This is a genomic window from Pseudomonas sp. PA27(2017) (assembly GCF_001945445.1).
Lineage (GTDB): Bacteria > Pseudomonadota > Gammaproteobacteria > Pseudomonadales > Pseudomonadaceae > Aquipseudomonas.
The window spans coordinates 24,973-46,558 of the sequence record NZ_MSXW01000016.1; the positions used below are offsets into that span (position 1 = coordinate 24,973).

The 21,586-nt window shown below is 63.1% G+C and carries 19 protein-coding genes and 2 pseudogenes; 6 read left to right on the forward strand and 15 right to left on the reverse strand.

The features are described 5' to 3' along the window. Positions 1–3: 3 nt before the first annotated feature. The 8 genes from BVH06_RS08190 to BVH06_RS08225 form a co-directional block, all read right to left on the reverse strand. Entirely contained in the window at positions 4–309 is a 306-nt protein-coding gene (locus tag BVH06_RS08190; protein WP_013791031.1) for an STAS domain-containing protein, read from the reverse strand. 206 nt (positions 310–515) lie between these two features. Continuing rightward, a complete protein-coding gene (gene fliJ, locus BVH06_RS08195) occupies positions 516–968 on the reverse strand; it encodes a flagellar export protein FliJ (RefSeq protein WP_075930664.1) in 453 nt (150 codons plus the stop codon). Between the two features lie 3 nt (positions 969–971). Continuing rightward, positions 972–2,330, reverse strand: coding sequence for a flagellar protein export ATPase FliI (gene fliI / locus BVH06_RS08200; RefSeq protein ID WP_075933739.1), 1,359 nt, complete (start codon positions 2,328–2,330; stop codon positions 972–974). After that, positions 2,320–3,108: a flagellar assembly protein FliH gene (gene fliH, locus BVH06_RS08205; RefSeq protein ID WP_075930666.1), complete on the reverse strand. Its 789-nt coding sequence runs from the start codon at positions 3,106–3,108 to the stop codon at positions 2,320–2,322. The genes fliI and fliH overlap by 11 nt, the downstream gene beginning before the upstream one ends. Positions 3,109–3,111: 3 nt before the next feature. Beyond that, positions 3,112–4,128, reverse strand: a complete 1,017-nt coding sequence (gene fliG / locus BVH06_RS08210) for a flagellar motor switch protein FliG (protein ID WP_075930667.1) — start codon at positions 4,126–4,128, stop codon at positions 3,112–3,114. Next, positions 4,121–5,923 (reverse strand): flagellar basal-body MS-ring/collar protein FliF, encoded by a 1,803-nt coding sequence (gene fliF / locus BVH06_RS08215; RefSeq protein ID WP_075930668.1) that lies wholly within the window; start codon positions 5,921–5,923, stop codon positions 4,121–4,123. The genes fliG and fliF overlap by 8 nt, the downstream gene beginning before the upstream one ends. A 16-nt stretch (positions 5,924–5,939) precedes the next feature. Further along, positions 5,940–6,269 (reverse strand): flagellar hook-basal body complex protein FliE, encoded by a 330-nt coding sequence (fliE, locus tag BVH06_RS08220; RefSeq protein ID WP_027905070.1) that lies wholly within the window; start codon positions 6,267–6,269, stop codon positions 5,940–5,942. A gap of 218 nt (positions 6,270–6,487) precedes the next feature. Continuing rightward, positions 6,488–6,814: a helix-hairpin-helix domain-containing protein gene (locus BVH06_RS08225; RefSeq protein ID WP_075933740.1), complete on the reverse strand. Its 327-nt coding sequence runs from the start codon at positions 6,812–6,814 to the stop codon at positions 6,488–6,490. 182 nt (positions 6,815–6,996) lie between these two features. On the opposite strand from BVH06_RS08225, the gene BVH06_RS08230 reads away from it, so the two are divergent. Then, complete coding sequence (locus tag BVH06_RS08230; protein ID WP_075933741.1) at positions 6,997–8,553, forward strand: beta (1-6) glucans synthase; 1,557 nt, start codon at positions 6,997–6,999, stop codon at positions 8,551–8,553. 40 nt (positions 8,554–8,593) lie between these two features. Here the strand turns inward: BVH06_RS08230 and BVH06_RS08235 are convergent, their stop codons facing one another. Continuing rightward, complete coding sequence (locus BVH06_RS08235; RefSeq protein ID WP_075930671.1) at positions 8,594–8,968, reverse strand: hypothetical protein; 375 nt, start codon at positions 8,966–8,968, stop codon at positions 8,594–8,596. Between the two features lie 276 nt (positions 8,969–9,244). Between BVH06_RS08235 and BVH06_RS08240 the strand changes: the two genes are divergently transcribed. The 3 genes from BVH06_RS08240 (at position 9,245) to BVH06_RS08250 (ending at position 12,302) form a co-directional block, all read left to right on the forward strand. Continuing rightward, entirely contained in the window at positions 9,245–10,543 is a 1,299-nt protein-coding gene (locus BVH06_RS08240) for a serine/threonine protein kinase (RefSeq protein ID WP_075933742.1), read from the forward strand. Continuing rightward, entirely contained in the window at positions 10,536–11,318 is a 783-nt protein-coding gene (locus tag BVH06_RS08245; protein WP_075933743.1) for a VacJ family lipoprotein, read from the forward strand. The genes BVH06_RS08240 and BVH06_RS08245 overlap by 8 nt, the downstream gene beginning before the upstream one ends. 135 nt (positions 11,319–11,453) lie before the next feature. After that, on the forward strand, positions 11,454–12,302 hold the full coding sequence (locus BVH06_RS08250; RefSeq protein ID WP_075933744.1) for a pirin family protein: 849 nt from the start codon (positions 11,454–11,456) through the stop codon (positions 12,300–12,302). Positions 12,303–12,316: 14 nt separating this feature from the next. On the opposite strand, the gene BVH06_RS08255 is transcribed toward BVH06_RS08250, so the two are convergent. The 5 genes and pseudogenes from BVH06_RS08255 to BVH06_RS08265 form a co-directional block, all read right to left on the reverse strand. Next, positions 12,317–12,916, reverse strand: coding sequence for a tRNA-uridine aminocarboxypropyltransferase (locus BVH06_RS08255; RefSeq protein WP_075930675.1), 600 nt, complete (start codon positions 12,914–12,916; stop codon positions 12,317–12,319). A gap of 62 nt (positions 12,917–12,978) precedes the next feature. Further along, positions 12,979–13,953, reverse strand: a pseudogene (locus BVH06_RS26255) (methyl-accepting chemotaxis protein); the annotation flags it as partial. 309 nt (positions 13,954–14,262) lie between these two features. Further along, positions 14,263–14,544 (reverse strand): annotated as a pseudogene (locus BVH06_RS26260) (PAS domain-containing protein); the annotation flags it as partial. Positions 14,545–15,001: 457 nt separating this feature from the next. Next, entirely contained in the window at positions 15,002–15,127 is a 126-nt protein-coding gene (locus BVH06_RS26030) for a PA1414 family protein (RefSeq protein WP_256562757.1), read from the reverse strand. 187 nt (positions 15,128–15,314) lie between these two features. Then, positions 15,315–17,465: a TonB-dependent receptor gene (locus BVH06_RS08265; RefSeq protein WP_075933746.1), complete on the reverse strand. Its 2,151-nt coding sequence runs from the start codon at positions 17,463–17,465 to the stop codon at positions 15,315–15,317. 330 nt (positions 17,466–17,795) lie between these two features. Here BVH06_RS08265 and BVH06_RS08270 point away from each other — a divergent pair, with 330 nt between their 5' ends. Then, entirely contained in the window at positions 17,796–18,683 is an 888-nt protein-coding gene (locus BVH06_RS08270; protein ID WP_075933747.1) for a DMT family transporter, read from the forward strand. A gap of 646 nt (positions 18,684–19,329) precedes the next feature. Here the strand turns inward: BVH06_RS08270 and cysK are convergent. Continuing rightward, complete coding sequence (gene cysK / locus BVH06_RS08275; RefSeq protein WP_075930679.1) at positions 19,330–20,304, reverse strand: cysteine synthase A; 975 nt, start codon at positions 20,302–20,304, stop codon at positions 19,330–19,332. A 134-nt stretch (positions 20,305–20,438) separates the two neighbouring features. Between cysK and BVH06_RS08280 the strand changes: the two genes are divergently transcribed. Then, positions 20,439–21,512: a DUF748 domain-containing protein gene (locus tag BVH06_RS08280; protein ID WP_075933748.1), complete on the forward strand. Its 1,074-nt coding sequence runs from the start codon at positions 20,439–20,441 to the stop codon at positions 21,510–21,512. Positions 21,513–21,586 lie beyond the last annotated feature (74 nt).

Sequence of the window (21,586 nt, forward strand, 5' to 3'; positions counted from 1 at the left end):
GCCTCAGTCGATCTGGAAAAGCTGTTCGAAATTGGAGATGGAAAGAATCTTGCGCACGTCGGCGTTGCAGTTGAGCAAGCGGATCTGCGCACGGTCGCCACCGGCATGGTCACGCAACAGCAGCAGCATGCCGAGCGCCGAGCTGTCCAGGTAGGTGGTTCCCTTGAGGTCGACGGTGTAGCGCTTGGGGCGGATATCGACGCGCTCGTAGGCACGACGAAACTCCTGGTGGGCGCCAAAATCGAAGCGCCCTTGAATGGTGATGGTCAACTCTTGCCCGTCTTCCGAGGGCAGCGAGGTGATGGGCATGAAACACTCCTTGATATCCGGGATACCCGCAGCCCGCTAAGGCGAGCCAACATGGCCGGAGCTGCCCGCTGAGCAGCCGATACCTTGTTGACCCGTGTGGTGACGCGGTGTCTCACCTGTTTTTCCTGGCCCTGCCCAACGCGCACTCCGACGCACTGAATTCCGGCTTAAGAAGATTTAGCACTAGCCCGCGTCAGCGGCAACCATCAATCCATCGATTCGCGTCGCGGTAGGCGCTGGGACAGCTCATCGAGCAGCTTTTGCTCGCGTTTGTCCTCGGCCAGGCGCGCTTCGTCCAGATAGCGCTGCACCAGCTTGCGCAGCCCTTCCAACCGGGCGTAACGCTGTTGCCAGACCTCACGAACCTTGTCCAGGTTATTGCGGTGCCAGTTGACCGCCTGCTGCTGCTGGGCAATCGCCACATCGAGCTGCGACAAAAAGCGCTGGTAGTTCATCAGCCACTGGCCGGACACCCCGCGCTGGCCCTCGCTGATCCATTGCTGCTGGTAGCCCTGCAGGTACTTTTCCAGATCCGCGAGCTTGTTCTGCGCCTGCCCAAGCAAACCCTGGGCACGACCGAGCTGCAGGGCAGCCTCGCGCTCGGCCTTTTCAGCCATGTCGACCACCGGCGCCAGGCGCGCCGCTCGGCTGTTGGCCACGGCTTAGGACGCCGCCGCGGGATTCAGCACCGCGGCGAGCAACTCGCGGCTGCTGTCCAGGCTCTCGCTTTCGCCCAGGGCCTGGCGCAAGTAGCGCACCATGACCGGCTGGCGGGCGATGGCCAGGTCGGTGTCCGCATCGCCACCCGGTACGTAGGCGCCGACGCTGATCAGGTCGCGGCTCTGCTGGTAGCGCGACCACAGCTGCTTGAAGCGCTGGGCGTTACGCATATGCTCGGGGCTGACCACCTGGGGCATCACCCGGCTGATCGAGGCTTCGATATCGATGGCCGGGTAGTGGCCTTCTTCTGCCAGGCGCCGGGACAGTACGAAGTGACCATCGAGTACCCCGCGCGCGGCGTCGGCGATGGGATCCTGCTGATCATCGCCCTCCGACAGCACGGTATAGAAAGCGGTGATCGAACCACCGCCCGCCTCGGCATTGCCAGCCCGCTCGACCAGGCGCGGCAACTTGGCGAACACAGAAGGTGGATAACCCTTGGTGGCTGGCGGCTCGCCAATGGCCAGGGCGATTTCCCGCTGGGCCTGGGCGAAGCGGGTCAGCGAATCCATCAGCAGCAGAACGTTCTTGCCCTTGTCACGGAAGTATTCGGCGATGCGCGTGCAGTACATGGCCGCGCGCAGGCGCATCAACGGCGCATCATCGGCTGGCGAGGCGACGACCACCGAACGTTTGATGCCCTCCTCGCCGAGAATCTCGTCGATGAATTCCTTCACCTCGCGGCCCCGCTCGCCGATCAGGCCGACCACGATGATCTCGGCCTCGGTAAAGCGCGTCATCATGCCCAGCAATACCGATTTACCCACCCCGGTACCGGCGAAAAGGCCCAGGCGCTGGCCGCGGCCGACGGTGAGCAGGCCGTTGATGCTGCGGATGCCGACGTCCAGTGGTTCGCTGATCGGATGGCGCTTGAGCGGGTTGATGGTCGGGCCGTCCATCGGCACCCAATCCTCGGCCTTCATGCCGCCCTTGCCGTCCAGGGCTCGCCCGGCGCCGTCGAGCACCCGGCCGAGCATCGACATGCCCATGGGCAGGCGCCCGGTATCCGGCAGCGGCACCACACGGGCGCCCGGCGCGATACCGGCCAGGCTGCCGACCGGCATCAGGTAGATCTTGCCGGAGGAAAAGCCCATCACCTCCGCCTCGACCTGCACCGGGTGGTAACTGTCGTCATTGATCACCAGGCAGCGGCTACCCAGCGCGGCGCGCAGGCCTTCGGCCTCCAGGGTGAGGCCGACCATGCGCAACAGGCGCCCTTCGACGATGGGCTGAGTCGGCAGTTTGACGGCCTCGCCGTAACCGTCCATGCGGCGAGCGAAGCTCAGGCGCTCAAGGCGCATCGCTGGCATCCAGGTCGATGACCATATCGGCAGCGCGCGGCGTGGTGGCGTGCTCGCGCTGCTGCTCGAACAGTTGCTTGAGCGCCTGGCTCAGGCGGGTTTCCACGCTGGCGTCGATACGGCTGTGCTCGCTTTCCACCCGGCAACCGCCGGGCAGCAGCGAGTCGTCCTCGAGAATCCGCCAGTTTTCCTCGTGGCGGTCGCGCAATACCTTGACCAGCTCGAAGTCCTGGGGATTGAGGTGAATGCGAATGTTCTCGGCGCCCATCGGCAGCAGCTTGAGGGCCTCGCGCAGTACCTGGCGAATCTGGCTGGAGTCACCGCTCAGCTCGCGCTGGATGACTTCACGGGCGATCTGCCCGACCAGGGTCACCAGGGCGACTTCCAACTGCTGATCCTGCTCGGCGATCGGCTCGAACAGATGGCGCATGACCTGCTCCAGCGCCTGTACTCGCCCGGCCAGAGCGGCATCCGCCTCCTGCTTGGCCTTGAGCTGGCCGGCGCGAAAGCCATCCTTCTCGCCGGTAGCGAAGCCCTCGTTGTAAGCATCCTGGCGGATGGCCTCGAGTTCGTCGAGCGTCAAGGGTTTGACATCCTCGAGCGCCACTTCCTCACTTTCCTGAGGCGGCGGCGGTGGCACCTCGGCCACCACGGCCTCCGGGGCCGGCACGTCCTGCTGGGCGTCGTCATGCTCGTCGAAGCTGGGCAGCGACCAGCGATCGACGCTGCCCAGATCCTTGGCGCGAATCAGTTCACTGACTGGTTCCTTGCCCGCCATGGGTTACACCATCTCCTCGCCGCCCTTGCCGCCAAGCACGATCTCGCCGGCCTCGGCCATGCGCCGGGCGATGGTGAGGATTTCCTTCTGCGCCGCTTCCACGTCGCTGACCCGTACCGGCCCCTTGGCCTCCAGGTCGTCACGCAGCAGTTCGGCAGCACGTTTGGACATGTTCTTGAAGACCTTTTCCTTGATCGCCTCGTCCGCGCCCTTGAGGGCCAGCACCAGCACGTCGGAGGAAACCTCGCGCAGCAGCGCCTGGATGCCGCGATCGTCGACATCGGCCAGGTTGTCGAAGACGAACATCAGATCCTCGATCTGCGACGACAGGTCCTCGTCGATCTCGCGGATCGAATCCATCAGCGGCCCTTCGACCGAGCTGTCGAGGTAGTTCATGATGTCCGCGGCACGCTTCACGCCGCCCATGGTGGCGCGGGTGGTGTTGGAACTGCCGGAGAACTGCTTCTCCAGGATCAGGTTCAATTCCTTGAGCGCAGCGGGCTGAACGGTGTTAAGGGACGACACGCGCAGGACGATATCCAGACGCACCTTGTGGTCGAAGTGCCCGAGCACCTCGCCGGCCTGGTCCGGGTCCAGATAGGCGACCACGATGGCCTGGATCTGCGGGTGCTCGTAACGAATCACGTCGGCGACCGCCCGCGGCTCCATCCACTTCAGGCTGTCCAGGCCACTGGTGCTGCCACCGAGCAGGATGCGGTCGATCAGGTTGCCGGCCTTGTCCTCGCCGAGTGCCTGGGTGAGCATCTTGCGGATGTAGCCGTCGGCGCCCACGCCAAGGCTGGTCTGGTCGCCGACGGTTTCGACGAACTCGCCCATCACCTGCTCGACCTGCTCGCGATGGATGTTGCGCATGGCCGCCATCGCCACGCCCACGCGCTGGACTTCCTTGGGCCCGAGATGGCGAAGCACCTGAGCCGCGTCGGTCTCGCCGAGCGACAGCAGCAGGATGGCGGCCTTCTCGACCTTGCTCATCTTGGCGGGGGTGCGGTTCTCATTCATCGGCATTGATCCAGTCTTTGACTACCTGGGCGACGCGGCCCGGATCTTCGGCGACCAAACTCTTGATCGCGTTCAGTTGTGCATCATACCCCTCGCTCGGGCTCGGCAACATAATGCTTTGCGGCCCGCCCAGGCTTACCCGATCGGAGGCCAGCCCGTCCATGCCGCCCATCTCGCCGAGGTCGACGTCGCCATCGCGGCCGCCGCCGGCCAGGGCCAGTTCCTTGCCTTTGCCGCCACCGGTGATGTTGTTGAGCACCGGGCGCAGTACGAACCACACCAGCAGGAAGATCAGCAGTGCCGGGAACAGCGACTTGAGGCCGCCCATGGCCATCAGGAACAGTTCGCTCTGGTACCACGGCACTTCGATCACTTCCGCGGTTTCGCTGCTGAACGGCGTGTTGATCACGCTGACGCTGTCGCCACGGCTGGCGTCGAAACCGACCGAGTCCTGCACCAGGCGAGTGAAGCGCGCCAGATCGTCGCTGGTCCACGGCACACGGGTGGCTTCACCGGTAGCCGGGTCGACACGCATCTGGTCATCGACCACCACGGCGACGGAAAGCCGGCGCAGGCGACCCTGCTGCTGCTTGGTGTAGCTGACCGAACGATCGAGCTCGAAGTTGCGGGTCGACTGGTCACGCTTGTCGGCCGGGTACGGCGCCAGCATCGGCTGACCGGTGGCCGGATCCATGATCTGCTGGCCATTGGCGTCGACCAGCGGCTGGCCGGGGGCGATCGGGCCGCCAGGTGCGGCTGCACCACCGGCCTGCTGCGGCGCGGCAGCCGGGCCTGGCGGTTGATTGCTCAGCGCACCTGGTACGCCCTGGGGACCACTGCCGCTGCTGCGCTGTTCGTTGACCTGCTGCTCGCTGCGCAGGGCTGGCTGATCCGGGTTGAAGGTTTCCGAAGTCGATTCGACGGCGCTGAAATCCACGTCGGCGGATACTTCGGCCTTGTAACGACCGACGCCCAGCACTGGCTGCAGGATGTTGTGCACCCGCTGGGTGAACAGGCTCTCCATGCGGCGGCTGTAGTCGAACTGCTTGCCCGCCATGCTCAGCTCGGACATTTCCTGCTGGTCGGACAGCAGATTGCCCTTCTGGTCGACCACGGTGACCTGGCCCTTGTCCATCTCCGGCACGCTGCTGGCCACCAGGTTGACAATGGCCATCACCTGGCTCGGTTCCAGGCTGCGGCCGGCGTACAGCTCCACCAGCACCGAAGCGCTGGGCTTGCGCTCGTCACGCACGAACACCGAACTCTTCGGGATCGCCAGGTGAACGCGAGCGGCCTTGACGTTGTTCAGGCTCGACACGGTGCGCGCCAGTTCGCCCTCGAGGCCACGGCGGTAGCGGGTGGCTTCCATAAACTGGCTGGTGCCCAGGCCCTGCTCCTTGTCGAGGATCTCGAAACCGATGCTGGTATCGGTCGGCGCCACGCCGGCGGACGCCAGGCGAATGCGCGCCTGGGCCAGGTCCGAAGACTTGACCAGCAATGCACCGGAGTTCGGCTCGACGGTGTAATCGATATTCGCGGCAGTCAGGGTTTCCATCACGCTACGCGCATCCATGCCTTCGAGGCTGCCGTACAGCGGCTTGTAATCGGGCTGCTGCGACCACAGCACCACGGCGAAGCCGATAGCCACGCTGGCAGCGAGGCCAACCAGCAGGCCGGCCTGACGCAGCAGCGGCATGTCGGAAAGGTTTTCCAGGAAGGTCAGCCCGAGCAGCGGCTTCTTCGGCGCGTTGTCGGCGGCGGTGGCAGGTACGTTTGCGGCGAGAGCGTCGGCCATGATCGAAATCTACCCCTTAAACCGGCATCTGCATGATGTCTTGATACGCCTGAACCAGCTTGTTGCGCACTTGGGTCATGGCCTGGAACGAAACACTGGATTTCTGCGAAGCGATCATCACGTCGGTCAGGTCGACGCCGCTCTGGCCCATCTCGAAGGCCGTGGCCAATTGGCCAGCGGCCTGCTGCGTTTCGCTGACCTTGTTCACCGCCTGGCCGAGCATGTCCGAGAAGCTCGGCGCGCCGACTTCCTGAGCCTGGGGCGCAGCCGGTTTGCGCGCCATGGCCTCGGCCTGCATCGAGCGCATTTCCAGCATTAGACGATTGAACGCGACACCCTGACTCATGACCTTTCCTCCACCTGACCGCGGTTTTTTGACGCCGCGAGTGCTTTGCTGGAGGTATTTGCAACAAGGGTGCCAACTACCAGAAGCGCCAGGAATCCGTTGCCAGCCAAGGGCTTGAAGCAGAAAACAGGCCAGCCTCGATGGGCCTGGCGACAGAAAAAACCATCGCCCATAAAAAAGCCGCGCCCTTCAGGAAAGGCGCGGCAAGGATGGAAGGCTTACTGGCTGACGGTCAGCTTGTCACGGTTGCGTTCGAGCAAGGCTTCACCGATGCCCTTGACTTCGAGCAGCTCGTCCACCGAAGCGAACTCGCCGTGGGTATCGCGGTAGGCGACGATCGCCTGCGCCTTCACCGCGCCAACGCCGCTGAGCTCGCGCTGCAGGGTCTCGGCATCGGCGGTATTGAGGTTGATGGAATCGAGTTCGGCCACCTGTTGAGCCGCAGGCTCGGTAGCCGGCGCTTTCGCCGCCTCGTTGGCAATGGCCAGCATTGACGCACTGGCAACCACAGAAAACAGCAAGGCTTGCAAGGTAGTTTTCAGCATGATTAACGTCCTGTGTGGGGTCCATTCGAGTAAAGCGACGCGGGTGTAGCGCACGACGCAGGATGAAAATAGTCAGCCTGCACGCCTCGTCAAAACGGCCTTTGTAACTACGTTTTCTGCGTCTATCTAAAGCCCTTGCTCGCCGCTAAGATGCGCGTCTCCATTACCATGCGTGTTCGACCATGCCCGCCACCGCCCGCTTTCCCCTGCTCCCGTATCTCTGCGCCTGCATCGTCGGTTTTCTTGCGCTTGGCAGCCTCTGGCAAACCATCGGCAAGCCGGTCGTGCTGGCCGACGCTGCAACGCCGACCCACAAGCTGCAATGCGCGTCCTACACGCCGTTCGGCAAGGACCAGTCGCCGTTCGATCTGCCCCTGCAGATCCACCCGGAGCAGATGGATACCGACCTGGCGCTGCTGGCCGAGCGCTTTCAATGCATCCGTACCTACTCGGTCACCGGCCTGGAAAAGCTGCCTGAGCTGGCCCGCAAACATGGCCTGAAGCTGATCACTGGCGCCTGGGTGAGCCGCAACCCCCATGACACGGACATCGAGATCCAGGGCCTGATCAAACTGGCCAAGGAAAACCCGGATGTGGTCGAGGCGGTCATCGTTGGTAACGAAGCACTGCTGCGCAAGGAAGTGACGGGTGGGCAGCTGGTCGAGCTGATCAACCGGGTCAAGGCCGAAATCAGCCAGCCCGTTACCTACGCGGACGTCTGGGAATTCTGGCTGAAACACCCGGAAGTCGCCCCAGCCGTGGACTTCATCACCATCCACCTGCTGCCGTACTGGGAAGACAACCCGGCCGGCATCGACGCGGCCCTGCACGAAGTGACCGAAGTGCGCGAGCTGTTCGGCAAGCAGTTCGCGCCGAAAGACATCATGATCGGCGAGACCGGCTGGCCCAGCGAAGGCCGTCAGCGCGAGACCGCCGTGCCCAGCCGCGTCAACCAGGCCACCTTCATCCGCGGCTTCGTCGCTCTGGCCGAACAGCACGGCTGGCGCTACAACCTGATCGAAGCCTTCGACCAGCCCTGGAAGCGCGTGAGCGAAGGTGCAGTGGGCGGTTTCTGGGGCTTGTACGACGCTGATCGCCAGGACAAGTCGATCCTCGCCGGCCCGGTTTCCAACCTGCCGCACTGGCCGCTGTGGCTGGCCATGAGTGCGGGCGTTCTGGCTTTCGGCCTGCTGGTCGGCGGTCGCCCGAGCTCGACGCGCAACGCCGTGCTGCTGCCGCTGCTGGCCGCCCTGGGGGCTGGCTGCATTGGCCTGTGGGCGGAGCTGGCCTGGGTCACCAGCCGCTACGTGGGCGAATGGCTGTGGGCAGCCGCCCTGCTCGCCCTCAACCTGCTGGTGCTGGCCCATGCCGCGCTGGCGCTGTCCGCGGCCCAAGGCTGGCGTGCCCAGGCCTTCGGCTGGCTGGAACGTCGTGCCGGTTGGTGGCTGGCGGCAGCCGGCTTCGCCGGTGCGGTGATGATGCTGGCGATGGTCACCGATGCGCGCTACCGCAGCTTCCCGAGTGCCGCGCTGCTGCTGCCGGCTCTGGTGTACCTGCTGCGCCCGGTGACGGCGCCGCGTCGGGAAATCGCCCTGCTGGCGGTATTGATCGCTGCCGGCATCGTGCCGCAACTCTACGAGGAAACCCTGGACAACCTGCAGGCCATCGGCTGGGCCATTACCAGCGCGCTGCTGGCGGCCGCCCTGTGGCGCAGCCTGCGCCACTCGAAGGTTCGATAAAACCGCAGTGGCGCTGCGCTTGCCGCGCAGCGCCAGAAGTTTAGCGGGCGGTTACCGCCGGGGCGCGCACCAGACGCAGCAGCGCCAGCACCACAGCGAATACCGCCAGGCTGGCGGTGTACAGCGCCAGCGCCGGCAAGCCGAGCAGCAGCCCTGGGACCGCCAGGCGCCAGCCCCAGACGCCAGGCAGGACGAATGCCAGCAGCGCACAGCCCAGCGCGGCCCAGGCGATGACCCGCAGGTGAATCATCCAGCCCAGGGTGGCGCGCACCTGACAAGCCAGGATGCCCGGGTCTTCGACGCAGCGGCCGACCCACTGGTCGCCCTCCATGAGCAGGTAGCGCAACGCATAACTGGCGATCACGCAGGCGAGCGCTGCGATCACCAAGGCGACGATGGGTAAACGACGAGGCATGCTGCACTCCAGAGGGTTTGAAAACGGCGCTCAGCATAATCGCCCGGCAGGCGGATGCAAGCGGCAAATCTTTGCTGATCGAATACGGCGCAGAGGCCCGTGGACAAGGGCGTTGGCGGTCTGACCGCGCTCTGGTATACCCCACATGCGGCATGGCAGAATTTCCCATGGCACTTTGATACAACGGCGGTTGTCCTAGTCATCGCGGCTGATGCCGAAAGCACCGGCTTGCCGGCCCACCTCTGAAAAGAATGTTCTCTTCCAAAGGGATCTTGTATGTCTTTCATTCCCCGTCTTGCAGCTCTGCTCGGCACCCTGCTGCTCAGCACCCACCTGTGGGCCGTCGATGTCGATGCGCAAACCTACGGCTATCCGCTGACCAACCCGTTCGAAGCCACGATCGCCACCACGCCGCCTGATCTGCGCCCGGAGCTGCCCGAAGACGCTGACATCAAGCAGGGTGACTACCAGGTTCGCCTGCGCCCGGAGCGGGAATTCCAGCTGCCCGACAACTTCTGGGCGGTGACCAAGATGAGTTACCGGCTGGCCGAGCAGAATGGGCCGGCGCCGCTGATCTTCATCATCGCCGGTACCGGTGCCCACTACTCGAGCAGCACGCCCGAGTACCTGAAGAAACTCTTCTATGGGGCCGGCTACCACGTCGTGCAGCTTTCGTCGCCGACCAGCTACGACTTCATGACCTCCGCCTCGCGCTTCGCCACGCCGGGCATCAGCCGTGACGATGCCGAAGACATGTACCGCGCCATGCAGGCCGTGCGCGCCCAGCATCCACGCCTACAGGTCACCGACTATTACCTGACCGGTTACAGCCTCGGCGCCCTGCACGCCGCCTTCGTCAGCCAGTTGGACGAGACCCGCCGCAGCTTCAACTTCAAGCGCGTGCTGATGCTCAACCCGCCGGTCAACCTGTACACCTCGATCACCAACCTCGACCGCCTGGTACAGACCCAGGTCAAGGGCATCACCAACCGCACGACGTTCTATGAGCTGGTGCTGGCCAAACTGACTCGCTACTTCCAGCAGAAGGGTTACGTGGACATCAACGACGCCCTGCTCTACGACTTCCAGCAGTCCAAGGAACACCTGACCAACGAACAGTTGGCCATGCTGATCGGCACCTCGTTCCGTTTCTCGGCCGCCGACATCACCTTCACCTCGGACCTGATCAACCGCCGCGGCCTGATCACGCCTGTCGACTACCCGATCGGCGAAGGCACCAGCCTCACGCCGTTCTTCCGCCGTGCGCTGCAGTGCGACTTCGATTGCTACATGACCGAGCAGCTGATTCCCATGTGGCGCGCCCGCTATGGCGGCGGCAGCATCAACCAGCTGATCAACGAGGTCAGCCTGTACGGCATCGAGGATTACCTGAAGAACAGCCCGAAAATCGCGGTGATGCACAACGCCGACGACGTGATTCTCGGCCCTGGCGACCTGGGCTTCCTGCGCCGCACCATGGGCGATCGCCTGACCGTGTATCCGTACGGCGGCCACTGCGGCAACCTCAATTACCGCGTCAACAGCAACGACATGTTGGAGTTCTTCCGTGGCTAAGTCCTTCCCTACTCTCGCATTGTTCGCTGCCGTATTGAGTTGCGGCACCGCCTCCGCGCAAACCACCGCCCCCGTCGATGACGATGGCTTCAAGCAGCCGCTCAGGGAGCTCAAGTTCAACCCGGGCCTGAACCAGCGCGAGTTCGAGCGCTCGACCCTGTCGGCCCTGGAGATCCACGACCCGCTGGAATCCTGGAACCGCCGCGTCTATCACTTCAACTACCGCTTCGATCAGTGGGTGTTCCTGCCCGTGGTCGACGGTTACCGCTACGTCACCCCAGGCTTCGTGCAAAAAGGCGTGACCAACTTCTTCGGCAACCTGGGCGACATACCCAACCTGATCAACAGCGCCCTGCAGCTCAAGGGTGAACGCGCCCTGAACACCACTGCCCGCCTGTTGTTCAATACCACGTTGGGCGTGGCCGGCTTGTGGGATCCAGCCACACTGATGGGCCTGCCCAAGCACCGCGAAGACTTCGGCCAGACCCTGGGCTTCTATGGCTCACCTGCCGGCCCGTACCTGATGCTGCCAATCTTCGGCCCGTCCAACCTGCGTGATACAACGGGCCTGGTCGTGGACTTCGGCGTAGCCCAGGAAATCAACTACCTCAACGTTGCCGAGATCAGCAGCAGCCACCCGGAAGTCACCGTGCTCAGAGGCATCGATCAGCGCTCGACCACCAGCTTCCGCTACGGCCAGCTGAACTCGCCATTCGAGTACGAGAAGCTGCGCTTCTTCTATACCGAGTCGCGCAAGCTGCAGATCGCGGAGTGACACCGTTCGGGCGGCGGCGGCCATGGCGCCGCTCGCCACATCGACTTTATCGATAGATGAGTTGATCTTTTCCCAACCATCCGGCGGCCGGGCTGGCCTACCATGGGTTCATCGCTTTTTACCGGAGTCTGCCAGATGAACCAGCTACGTCGCGTACTCGCCGTGCAACCAGGCCAGCCTGCCTCCGATGGTGCAGGCGTACGCCTGAACCGGGTGATCGGTGGCGCCAGCATCGAACGTTTCGATCCGTTCCTGATGCTCGACGAATTCAGCACCGCCAATGCCGACGACTACATCGCCGGCTTCCCGCCCCACCCACACCGTGGCTTCGAGACCATCACCTATATGCTCGAAGGCCGCATGCGCCACGAGGATCACCTCGGCAACGTAGGCCTGCTGCAAGGCGGTGACGTGCAGTGGATGACGGCGGCAAGGGGCATCATTCACAGCGAAATGCCCGAACAGGAACAGGGCGCCATGCGCGGTTTCCAGCTCTGGCTCAACCTGCCGGGCCGCGACAAGATGGCCGATCCGGCCTATCGCGACATTCCCAACGCACAGATTCCACGCCTGCACACCGATCAGGGCGTCGAAGTCGTGGCCATCGCTGGCGCTTTCGTCGAGGGCGAGCACCGCCAGATCGGCGCCGTGCAGCGCCCCCATACCGAGCCACATATTCTCGACCTGCGCCTACCCGCCAACAGCAGTGTGCGCCCGGAACTTCCCGCAGGCCACCGTGCCCTGCTCTACGTCTATGCGGGCGAGGCACACATTCAGGAGAGCCATGAGGTACAAGCCGGCCGCCTTGTGCGCCTGGACGACCACGGCGAGCTGTCGATCAGCAGTGCTAGCGGCGCCAGCGTGTTGCTGATCGCAGGCAAACCGTTGGGTGAGCCGATCGTGCAGTACGGCCCATTCGTGATGAACAGCCGGGAAGAGATCGAGCAAGCCCTGCGCGACTTCCGTGACGGCAGCTTCGCCTGAGCGGTCATCGCCGCTCAGCCTGAGTGGTTGCGTCGGAAGGTTTCCTCGCCCATCGCAGCGATCTGCCCTTCGATCAGCGCATCGAAGGGTTTGAGCAGTTCACGGTAATCGGCCGGCGCCTCCAAGACGTTCAACACCTCGACTATCGCCTCCAGGGTCGACAGCGATCCCTCCATCGGCGCCTTGCGCAGCCGGTAGCGCGATGGCGGCGCATCGAGCAGGGTTACCCGTGGCAATGCCTGCAGCGCCGGATTCACATACAGAAGCTTGCGTGCCTTGCGCCAGGTGCCATCGGGCACCACCAAGCGCACGGGGCGTCGGTCCTCATCAGCGCCAAGCTCGTTGATCGGGCGCGCCTGCTCACCCGGAAACAGCAGGCAGGGACGATAACCCGGCTCTGCCAGCCAATCCGGCAACGCCTCGAATACTTCGCCCACCCACAACGTCGCGTTGCGCAGCCCCAACGCAGCGAGGTTCGCGGTATTGAGCGCATGATCGACTTCATCGGGATGCTGCAGCACCAGCACTTCGGTTCGGCTGGGCAAGTCGGGAATCAGGGCGCACAGGCAGTGGCTGGCTGGGCGCCTACAGCGGCTACAACGGGGGCGTGACATGGGCGGGTCTCCTCGGCCGCGCAGTGTGCCACAGCACGCGCCGCGCAGCCGAGGCAGAGAGGTCAGCGGTTGAAACGCTCGGCCAGGCTATGCAGGTAGTCGGCCATGCTTTCCAGCTCCTTGCCAATCGCCGCCCCCTGATGGGCCTGCTCCGCGCCCTGCTCGGACAGCTGGGCGATGCGAGTGATCTGCCGGCTGATGTCGTCCGCTACCTGGCCCTGCTCCTCGGAGGCTGCCGCGATCTGCTGGCTCATGCCGCTAATGCGGCTCACCGACTCGCTGATGCCATCCAGGGCGATACGCACCGCTTCCACGCTCTGTACGCTTTCCCGGGAGATCTCTTCGCCCCGCCCGGCAGTGGCGACGGCACGCTCGGCACCAGCCCGCAGCGATGCGATGATCTGGTGGATCTGCTGGGTCGACTCACGGGTACGCGAGGCGAGCGAACGCACCTCATCGGCTACCACGGCAAAACCACGTCCCTGCTCGCCTGCACGCGCCGCCTCGATGGCTGCGTTGAGCGCCAGCAGGTTGGTCTGCTCGGCAATCGAGGTGATCACGTCGGCCACGCTGCCGATCGACTGCGTCGAATTGGCCAGATCGTTTACCGCCTGGCCGATATCCACCACGGCCTTGGCCATGTGCTGCATGGATTCCAGGCTGCCACCCGCCAGTTGCCGCCCTTCCCTGGCCAGGCGATCCGCCTCCTCGGCGGCGTGGCTGGTGCTCTGTACGTTCTGGGTGACTTCCTGGATGGTGGCGGCCATCTGGTTGATGGCAGTCGCCGACTGATCGGTTTCGCTACGCTGCTGGTCGAGCATCTGCGCCCCGGAACGCGAGAAGCCGGCGGCCTGGGCAGCCTGCCGCTTGACGTTGACGCCAGCATCCTCGAGGCGCGTCAGGGCGGTCTGCAGGCGGGCCTCTTCGCTGATCATGGCCATGTCGAGCAGGGCCTGGGCGCCGCGGTTGTCGCTGTAGGTGAGCGCCACCAGGCTGCTGGTGAAGGCCTTGGGGTGCTCACCGAGGGTCCGGCGGATCAGCGCACGCTTGCTGTATAGCTGATAGGAGCCCAGCGCGGCCATTACCGCGGCCACCAACAACGCCAGCCATACCCCGGAAAGCATGGTCTGGGCGGCCAGAATCACCAGCGCGGCGATGATCAGCGGCCAGGAGCGAATCAGGTCGTAGGTCAGGTGCTCGATTTTCGGCACCGGCGGCTTACCAGCCCGCAACCGCGCATACAGCGCTTCAGCGCGACGTTTCTGCTCTTCGCTGGGCAGCGAACGAACCGACTCGTAACCGGCAACCTGGCCGTTCTGGTAGATCGGCGTGACATAGGCGCTGACCCAATAGAAGTCGCCGTTCTTCGAGCGATTCTTGACGATGCCCATCCAGGGCTTGCCCTGCTTGATGGTGTCCCACATATGACCGAACACCGCAGGCGGCATGTCGGGATGGCGTACCAGATTGTGCGGCTGACCGATCAACTCTTCGCGGGTGAACCCGCTGATGGCCACGAAAGCATCGTTGCAGTAGGTGATCTTGCTGTTCAGATCGGTGGTGGAAATCAACCGCTCATTGCCGGGAAAAGTCCTTTCCCGTTGAGTCACCGGCAGATTCTGACGCATGGTTGCAATCCTTTGATACGTGAAAGGTACGTCCTTGCCACTCCACTATGTCTAGCACAGCAAAACTACTGTGCCAGCACGGGTAGGCAGCTGATAGGCAACGCTCGAACGCTTGAGGAAAGACATGGAAAAGTCGCCCACCGGCTCCCTGCGATATCCGCCTCTGTCCACGAACGGGACTTTTACCTTTGTCGGCAAGACGTACGACGACTTGAGGCGACCTGAACCAATTTCTCTCTCACTTGGCCTGTGCGATCAAGTAATGCCCCCTGCGCGCACCTCTCAAGAAAAGTGAGCTAGAGAAATTCGCCATACGCGCAAAAACAGGCCAGCGCATAAGCAAGGGCCTGTTCAACAGGTTATTCGCTAAAAAAAGAGGAGCGCCAAACACCTTGAGTGTGTAGCGATCTATGACGAGCGCCGTAACTGACGCTCGTCGAGGGAATTCGCGGAGGAATCAGCGGCGACGACGGCGCTCTTCGGCCAACCGGCGTTGCTCTTCACTACGGATAGGGATGGGCTGCATGCGCGGGGCGAACAGGGCGTTGAGCTGGGCAGTGATCTTTTCGAACCAGGCTTTCATAAGGATTTCCTCGAACTACGCGCGGCTATGGTGACCGCTTGATTTCAGAGTAGCTGAAACCTGAGCGGGAGTGGAGAGCCGCGCAGCTTCAAAGCATTGCAAGTCGCTACCGACCGTCGCTTAGTTCATGTATGGAGGCCGCTTACCCAACAGCGCTTTCGTATGGGGGCTCTCCCGCCGTCCGTGCTCAGAACTGATATTCGATGCCAGCACCTGCGTACCATGAGCGTCCTGGCGCTGCCTCGTAAAATCGACCATTACCATCCCCGACGATTACCGAGCCTACGTATTGCTTGTCGGCGAGGTTGTCCAGGCGCAGGGTCTGGTGAGTTTTCCAGGGGCCGAAGTTCTGCTCGAAGCGGGTCCGCCAGTTGAATACCGCATAGCTCGGCGCCGCTCTTTCGGTATTGGTGTCTTCCACATACACCTTGCTGCGATAAAGCCCCTCGAGCGCGGTGCTGATGCCGTCGACCGGCTTCCACGCCAGCTCGCCGAACAGCGTGGTGCGCGGCACGCCGGGCAGGTTGTTACCTTTGTCAATGACGTTGTTACCTGCGGCAAAACGCGAATCATAGGTCGCCGCCAAGTAGGTATAGGCCAGTGCTGCCGACCACTGCTCGGTGAGCTGGCTGTCGACGCCCAGCTCGAAACCGCGCCGCAGGGTCTTGCCGGCGTTCTGGTAGCTGGTGCGCCCGCCATTGCTGCCCGCCACGACGATCTCATCGTCGGTGTTGATCTGAAAGATAGCGGCATTGATGCGAGTCGCTTGAGCTATGCGCGCCTTCAACCCTATCTCATACTGGGTACTTTCCGATGGCCTTAGCCCGTAATTCACGCCGACGCCTGCGGCGCCTGGTGAATAAGCCAATTCACCTTGAGTTGGTGTCTCAAAACCTTTACCGACACTGACATAACCGTTGAGATCCGGAGTGAAAGCATAACCGACGCTAAAAGAAGGAGTAGCTTTACTGAAGCGCTTATTACCGCTTTCATCCAAGTTAGTGGCGGTGATGTATTTATCATCAATATCAACTTCTACCGTGCTGTAACGAAGTCCGCCTTGCAGAGTCCAGTTGCCTATTGCCCAGGTAGCTTGGGCATAAGGATCCAAGCTAGTCATCGTATCGATCTCATCGCGACGCAACTCCCCTTTATTGCCAAGCTGATCACCAACATAGTTCTGATAGCCACGTCGATCATCACGACTCTGGTCATAGTCGAGGCCGAATACCAGCTGGAGAGTTCCCGCTACTGCGTCTATAGGTTGGAGCCAACGAACACTGCCACCATGAAACTCCCTGTCGAAGTCAACAACTCCACCCCCACGGAGATTATTCGACGGGGTCAGAGTTCCTGATGGCGTATATTTGGGAATTGAAAGGTACTGGGTAACGCTTCGCTTACCCACGTAAGCCGTTAATTGAAAAGTCGCGTCGCCAAAATAGCGCTCGTAATTCGTACCTAACTGCTGGTGATCGATACTTTTACGGGTGTTGTAGGCCAGCGCATTAGCGGTTACGGATCTCGGATCGGCCTTATAAGCCTCCCACGTCTGCCCCAGCGGATCCTGCGTGCCATTCTGCTCCAGGCTGCTGTAGATCAGCGCCAGCTTGCTGTCTTCATCGGGCTTGAAATTGAGCTTGGCGAACGTCTGGTCGCGGCGCGCCGAGCTGTGGTCGCGGTAGCCGTCGGTGTCCATGCGCGAGGCATCGAGCACGAAGCCGACGCCGTCCGCCTCGCCTTCGGCGGTCAGGTGATTGCGGGTCAGGCCATCGCTGCCGACCAGGGTTTCGGCGCCGATACGGGGGCGACCGACACCGTCCCTGGAGAACACCTGGATCACCCCACCGGCGTTACTGCCGTACAACGTGGAAGCCGGCCCGCGCAGCACTTCGATGCGATCAGCGGTGTCGAGGTTGAAGGTCGCCGCCTGGCCCTGGCCGTCCGGGGTGCTGGCGGGAATGCCGTCGGTGATCAGCTTCAGCCCACGCACGCCAAAGGCCGAGCGCGCCCCGAAACCACGAGAAGATATCTGTAGATCCTGGGCATAGTTCTGACGATTCTGCACCACCAGCCCGGGCACTCGCGTCAGCACCTCGGAAGCGTTGATGCCCAACTGACCGTCGCTGATCTGTTCGCGGTCGATGCTGTCCACCGAGAACGGCAGGTCGAAACTCTGTGCCGCACTGCGCGAGCCACTGATCACGCTGGGTTCCAGCACCAGGCTGCCAGCAGCCTCCTGCGCTTGCGATGTGCCGGCGGCTGCGCAGCTGCACAGCACGATGGCCCGGCTCAGGCGGGAAAGTTCGAAGGCGCGCGATGGGGGGCTACAGCTCATTGGAAAAATCCTTTCATGGTTCGACTCGGTACCCCGTGGCGCAACCACCCGGATCGGATGGCCCAGGCCTGGCGGGAGACCTGACCGCTCGGCAGCTCAGCCACGCGGTCGCACAGCCCGCCATTGTGACCGGTGCAGGCCTGAGGTGCGACCCGCAGGCCAACACCGTCGTTCAAACAATAGTGCCGGATGACTGCCGGACGCCTTGAGCGCATGGCCATGGGCACGCCGCTTATTGCAACGGTAAGCCTATACCGGCAAACGGTGAGCTTGCCTTGCGTGCATCATCCAGCAACACTGCCGCCCTTCATTCTTCGATGGGAGCCTGCCTTGCGCCCTGCCGACATGCTGCGCCTCCTGCTGCTCGCTGCGATCTGGGGCGCCAGCTTCCTGTTCATGCGGATCGTCGCGCCGGTCATCGGCAGCATGCCAACGGCGTTCTTTCGCGCCTCGATCGCCATGCTGGGCCTGCTGGCGATCCTGTTGCTGATGCGGGTCAAGTGGGATTTCCAAGGCAAGCTGGGCCTGTGCCTGATACTCGGAATAATCAATGCCGGCATTCCATCGGCCATGTACAGCATGGCCGCGCTGGTGCTGCCGGCGGGTTACTCGGCGATCATCAATGCCACCACGCCGATGATGGGCGTGCTGATCGGCGCCCTGTTCTTCGCCGAAGCGATGACGATGAGCCGCGCAGCGGGTGTCGCCCTGGGCCTTTTCGGTGTCGCCGTGCTGACCCGCAGCGGGCCGGCAGAGCTGGACATGGGTTTGGTGCTCGGCGCCCTCGCCTGCCTGTTGGCGACCGCCTGCTACGGCGTGGCAGGTTTTCTGACGCGGCGCTGGATAGCGGGACGCTTGGACAATCGCCTAACCGCGTTCGGCAGTTTGCTGGGCGCCAGCCTGTTTCTGCTGCCGCTGTTCGCCGGCTCGCTGGCGCTGCAGGCTCCGCACAGTTGGGGTGGCTGGCTGGAATGGGCATCGCTGTTGGGCCTGGGACTGGGCTGCACGGCCTTCGCCTATGTGCTGTATTTCCGCCTGCTCAACGACATCGGGCCGATCAAGGCGTCGACCACCACCTTTCTGATCCCGATCTTCGGCGTGCTCTGGGGTGCGCTGCTGCTTGGCGAGCCGCTGTCCTGGGCGCACCTGTACGGCGGCGTGCTGATCGCTATCGCGTTGTGGCTGGTGGTTCGACCTACGAAGAGCCTAGCGGCTTAACTAAAGCTGCCCCGCTGCAGTGGGCGCTAGCTTGAACGATTAGTGGGTCTGAACATGATGTCGAGCGCTAGCGTTGGTGGGCTGAAGCCCATGGCTTGAGGTCGACTGCATATTTTGTGGACGCGGGCGGGGACGCCTGGTCCATGCCCGCGAATCGGGCGCATGACGCCCTCCCACATCGGACAGAACTGGCGCGACCTTCCATTAGCCCGTGGCCGGGCGGTAATTGCGGCGTTGGTCCATGACTCATTCGGCTTGATCGACTCGTCCCTAGGGTCTGTTCCCGTTTCACGCACGGCCGCGCCGGAGCCAGTTCTTGCGCGAGGCAAGGGCCGCGCCCGCTCCCGGCGGGCTTGCGGCATTTCCCACATCCATGTGGGTCACACAGATGCGAAGTTTGGCAGGCCAAATGAGCCATCGAGTAACGCCGCATCGCGCAAAAACTGGCCCGGCCCTCCGGGTTGCGCGGGAAATGACCTCCGCTGTCGTTGCAGGACTTGGCAAGGGAAAACGCGGACGGCTAGTCCATTCCCTGCGTCCTGCGCCTAACCGGAGGCCATTTCTCGCGGCAACGCGGCTCGCGCTGAAACGGGAACAGACCCTAGCGGGCGCTGGAGACGAGCGGATCAGCAGTGCAGCCAATCGCTTACTGCTGCAGTTCCTGCTCGGTGAACAGGTCGCTGAACAGCATGCTGGTCAGGTAGCGCTCGCCGGAGTCCGGCAGGATCACCACGAGGGTCTTGCCGTGCATCTCCGGCTGTTCGGCCAGGCGCACCGCTGCGGCCATCGCCGCACCGCAGGAAATCCCGCAGAGAATGCCTTCTTCACGCATCAGGCGCAGGGCCATGGTCTTGGCGTCTTCGTCGGTGACCTGCTCGACGCGGTCGACCAGCGACAGGTCGAGGTTCTTCGGCACGAAGCCGGCGCCGATGCCCTGGATCTTGTGCGGGCTGGGTTTGACTTCATCTCCGGCGATGGTCTGGCTGATCACCGGCGAGGAAACCGGCTCGACCGCCACGGACAGGATCGCCTTGCCCTGGGTCTGCTTGATGTAGCGGGAAATACCGGTGATGGTGCCACCGGTGCCGACGCCGGACACCAGCACATCGATGGCGCCCTCGGTGTCGTTCCAGATTTCCGGGCCGGTGGTCTTCTCATGGATAGCCGGGTTCGCCGGGTTCTCGAACTGCTGGGGCATGTAGTACTGCTCGGGGTTGGACGCGGCGATTTCGGCGGCCTTCTCGATCGCGCCCTTCATTCCCTTGGCCGGCTCGGTCAGGACCAGCTCGGCGCCAAGTGCCTTCAATACCTTGCGACGCTCCAGGCTCATGGAGGCCGGCATGGTCAGCATCAGTTTGTAGCCCCGGGCCGCGGCGACGAACGCCAGGCCGATGCCGGTATTGCCGGAGGTCGGCTCGACCAGGGTCATGCCCGGCTTGAGCACGCCGCGGGACTCGGCGTCCCAGACCATATTGGCGCCAATCCGGCACTTCACCGAATAGGCCGGGTTGCGGCCTTCGATCTTGGCCAGGATGGTCACGCCCTTGGGGCCGAGGCGGTTGATCATCACCAGGGGCGTGTTGCCGATAGCCTGTGCGTTGTCTGCGTATATGCGGCTCATGGTGTATCGGTTCCTTGTCATGACTGAGCCCGTCAGCCTATGCCTCAAGCCCAGGCGCGTCCAGCGTCTGGAAATTCGAACTCCGGCGGATCGGCAGCAGTCCACTCCACACACCGCGCAACCGGACGCCCACGATGAAACGTCGCTACAGCCTGCCCCTGTGGATCTGCCTCGGCCTGCTCGCCCTGATACTGGTCGTGCACATCGCCCTGCCCTACATGGTGCGCAACTACCTGAACGACAGGCTGGCCGAGATGGGCGACTACCGCGGGCATATCGATGATATCGACGTGGCGCTGTGGCGCGGCGGCTACCGCATCAATGGCCTGCGTATCGTCAAGGTCACCCAGGACCTGCCGGTGCCGTTCGTCGACGCCCCGCAGATCGATATCTCGGTAAGCTGGAACGAGCTGCTGGAGAAACAGGCCGTGGTCGCCCGAGTGGTATTCGAGCGACCGGAAGTGAACTTCGTCGACGGCAAGAGCCGCGAAGACTCGCAGACCGGTGAAGGCACCGACTGGCGCGAGCAGCTGAACAAGCTACTGCCCATCACCCTCAACGAAGTGCGCATCAACGATGGCACCCTGGGCTTCTACAACTTCAATGCCTCGCCGCCGGTGAAGCTCAAGGCCAACGATATCCAGGCCAGCCTCTACAACCTGACCAACGTGGCCGACGAACAGGGCGATCGCGTGGCGCGCTTCGAGGGCAAGGCCAAGCTGATGGATCAGGCGCCGCTGGAAGCCAGTGCCGTGTTCGACCCTTTCCACAACTTCCAGGATTTCGAGTTCCGCGTACGGGCCACCAATATCGAATTGCCGCGCCTGAATGACCTGGCCAACGCCTACGGCAAGTTCGACTTCAAATCGGGCACCGGCGATATCGTCATCGAGGCCTTCGCCGAAGACTCCCAGCTCAGCGGCTATATCAAACCACTGCTGCGCAACGTCGAAGTGTTCGACTGGCAGCAGGATGTCGAGAACGCCGACAAGGGCTTCTTTCGCTCGATCTGGGAGGCCGTTGTGGCCGGTAGCGAGAAGGTACTGAAGAATCGCCCGCGCGATCAGATCGCCACCCGCGTAGAACTGCGCGGCAGCACCAAACAGCAAGACGTCAGCGCCTTCCAGGCATTCATCGGCATCCTGCGCAACGGTTTCGTGCAGGCCTTCAACAGTGGTTTCGAACGCGACGCTGCTGAAGAACCCTGAGCGCGTCCATTCAATGACTGAATACCCCAGGCGCGTTCACACTCATGCGCCGGGCGCGCTATAGTCGCCCCTTT

Excerpts from the sequence above, each read along its gene's own strand:
- BVH06_RS08190 (WP_013791031.1), bottom strand. The coding sequence starts at position 309 with ATGCCCATCACCTCGCTGCCCTCGGAAGACGGGCAAGAGTTGACCATC.
- fliI (WP_075933739.1), bottom strand. The coding sequence starts at position 2,330 with ATGCGCCTTGAGCGCCTGAGCTTCGCTCGCCGCATGGACGGTTACGGC.
- fliH (WP_075930666.1), bottom strand. The coding sequence starts at position 3,108 with ATGGCGGGCAAGGAACCAGTCAGTGAACTGATTCGCGCCAAGGATCTG.
- fliG (WP_075930667.1), bottom strand. The coding sequence starts at position 4,128 with ATGAATGAGAACCGCACCCCCGCCAAGATGAGCAAGGTCGAGAAGGCC.
- fliF (WP_075930668.1), bottom strand. The coding sequence starts at position 5,923 with ATGGCCGACGCTCTCGCCGCAAACGTACCTGCCACCGCCGCCGACAAC.
- fliE (WP_027905070.1), bottom strand. The coding sequence starts at position 6,269 with ATGAGTCAGGGTGTCGCGTTCAATCGTCTAATGCTGGAAATGCGCTCG.
- BVH06_RS08225 (WP_075933740.1), bottom strand. The coding sequence starts at position 6,814 with ATGCTGAAAACTACCTTGCAAGCCTTGCTGTTTTCTGTGGTTGCCAGT.
- BVH06_RS08230 (WP_075933741.1), top strand. The coding sequence starts at position 6,997 with ATGCCCGCCACCGCCCGCTTTCCCCTGCTCCCGTATCTCTGCGCCTGC.
- BVH06_RS08235 (WP_075930671.1), bottom strand. The coding sequence starts at position 8,968 with ATGCCTCGTCGTTTACCCATCGTCGCCTTGGTGATCGCAGCGCTCGCC.
- BVH06_RS08240 (WP_075933742.1), top strand. The coding sequence starts at position 9,245 with ATGTCTTTCATTCCCCGTCTTGCAGCTCTGCTCGGCACCCTGCTGCTC.
- BVH06_RS08250 (WP_075933744.1), top strand. The coding sequence starts at position 11,454 with ATGAACCAGCTACGTCGCGTACTCGCCGTGCAACCAGGCCAGCCTGCC.
- BVH06_RS08255 (WP_075930675.1), bottom strand. The coding sequence starts at position 12,916 with ATGTCACGCCCCCGTTGTAGCCGCTGTAGGCGCCCAGCCAGCCACTGC.
- BVH06_RS26030 (WP_256562757.1), bottom strand. The coding sequence starts at position 15,127 with ATGAAAGCCTGGTTCGAAAAGATCACTGCCCAGCTCAACGCCCTGTTC.
- BVH06_RS08265 (WP_075933746.1), bottom strand. The coding sequence starts at position 17,465 with ATGAGCTGTAGCCCCCCATCGCGCGCCTTCGAACTTTCCCGCCTGAGC.
- cysK (WP_075930679.1), bottom strand. The coding sequence starts at position 20,304 with ATGAGCCGCATATACGCAGACAACGCACAGGCTATCGGCAACACGCCC.
- BVH06_RS08280 (WP_075933748.1), top strand. The coding sequence starts at position 20,439 with ATGAAACGTCGCTACAGCCTGCCCCTGTGGATCTGCCTCGGCCTGCTC.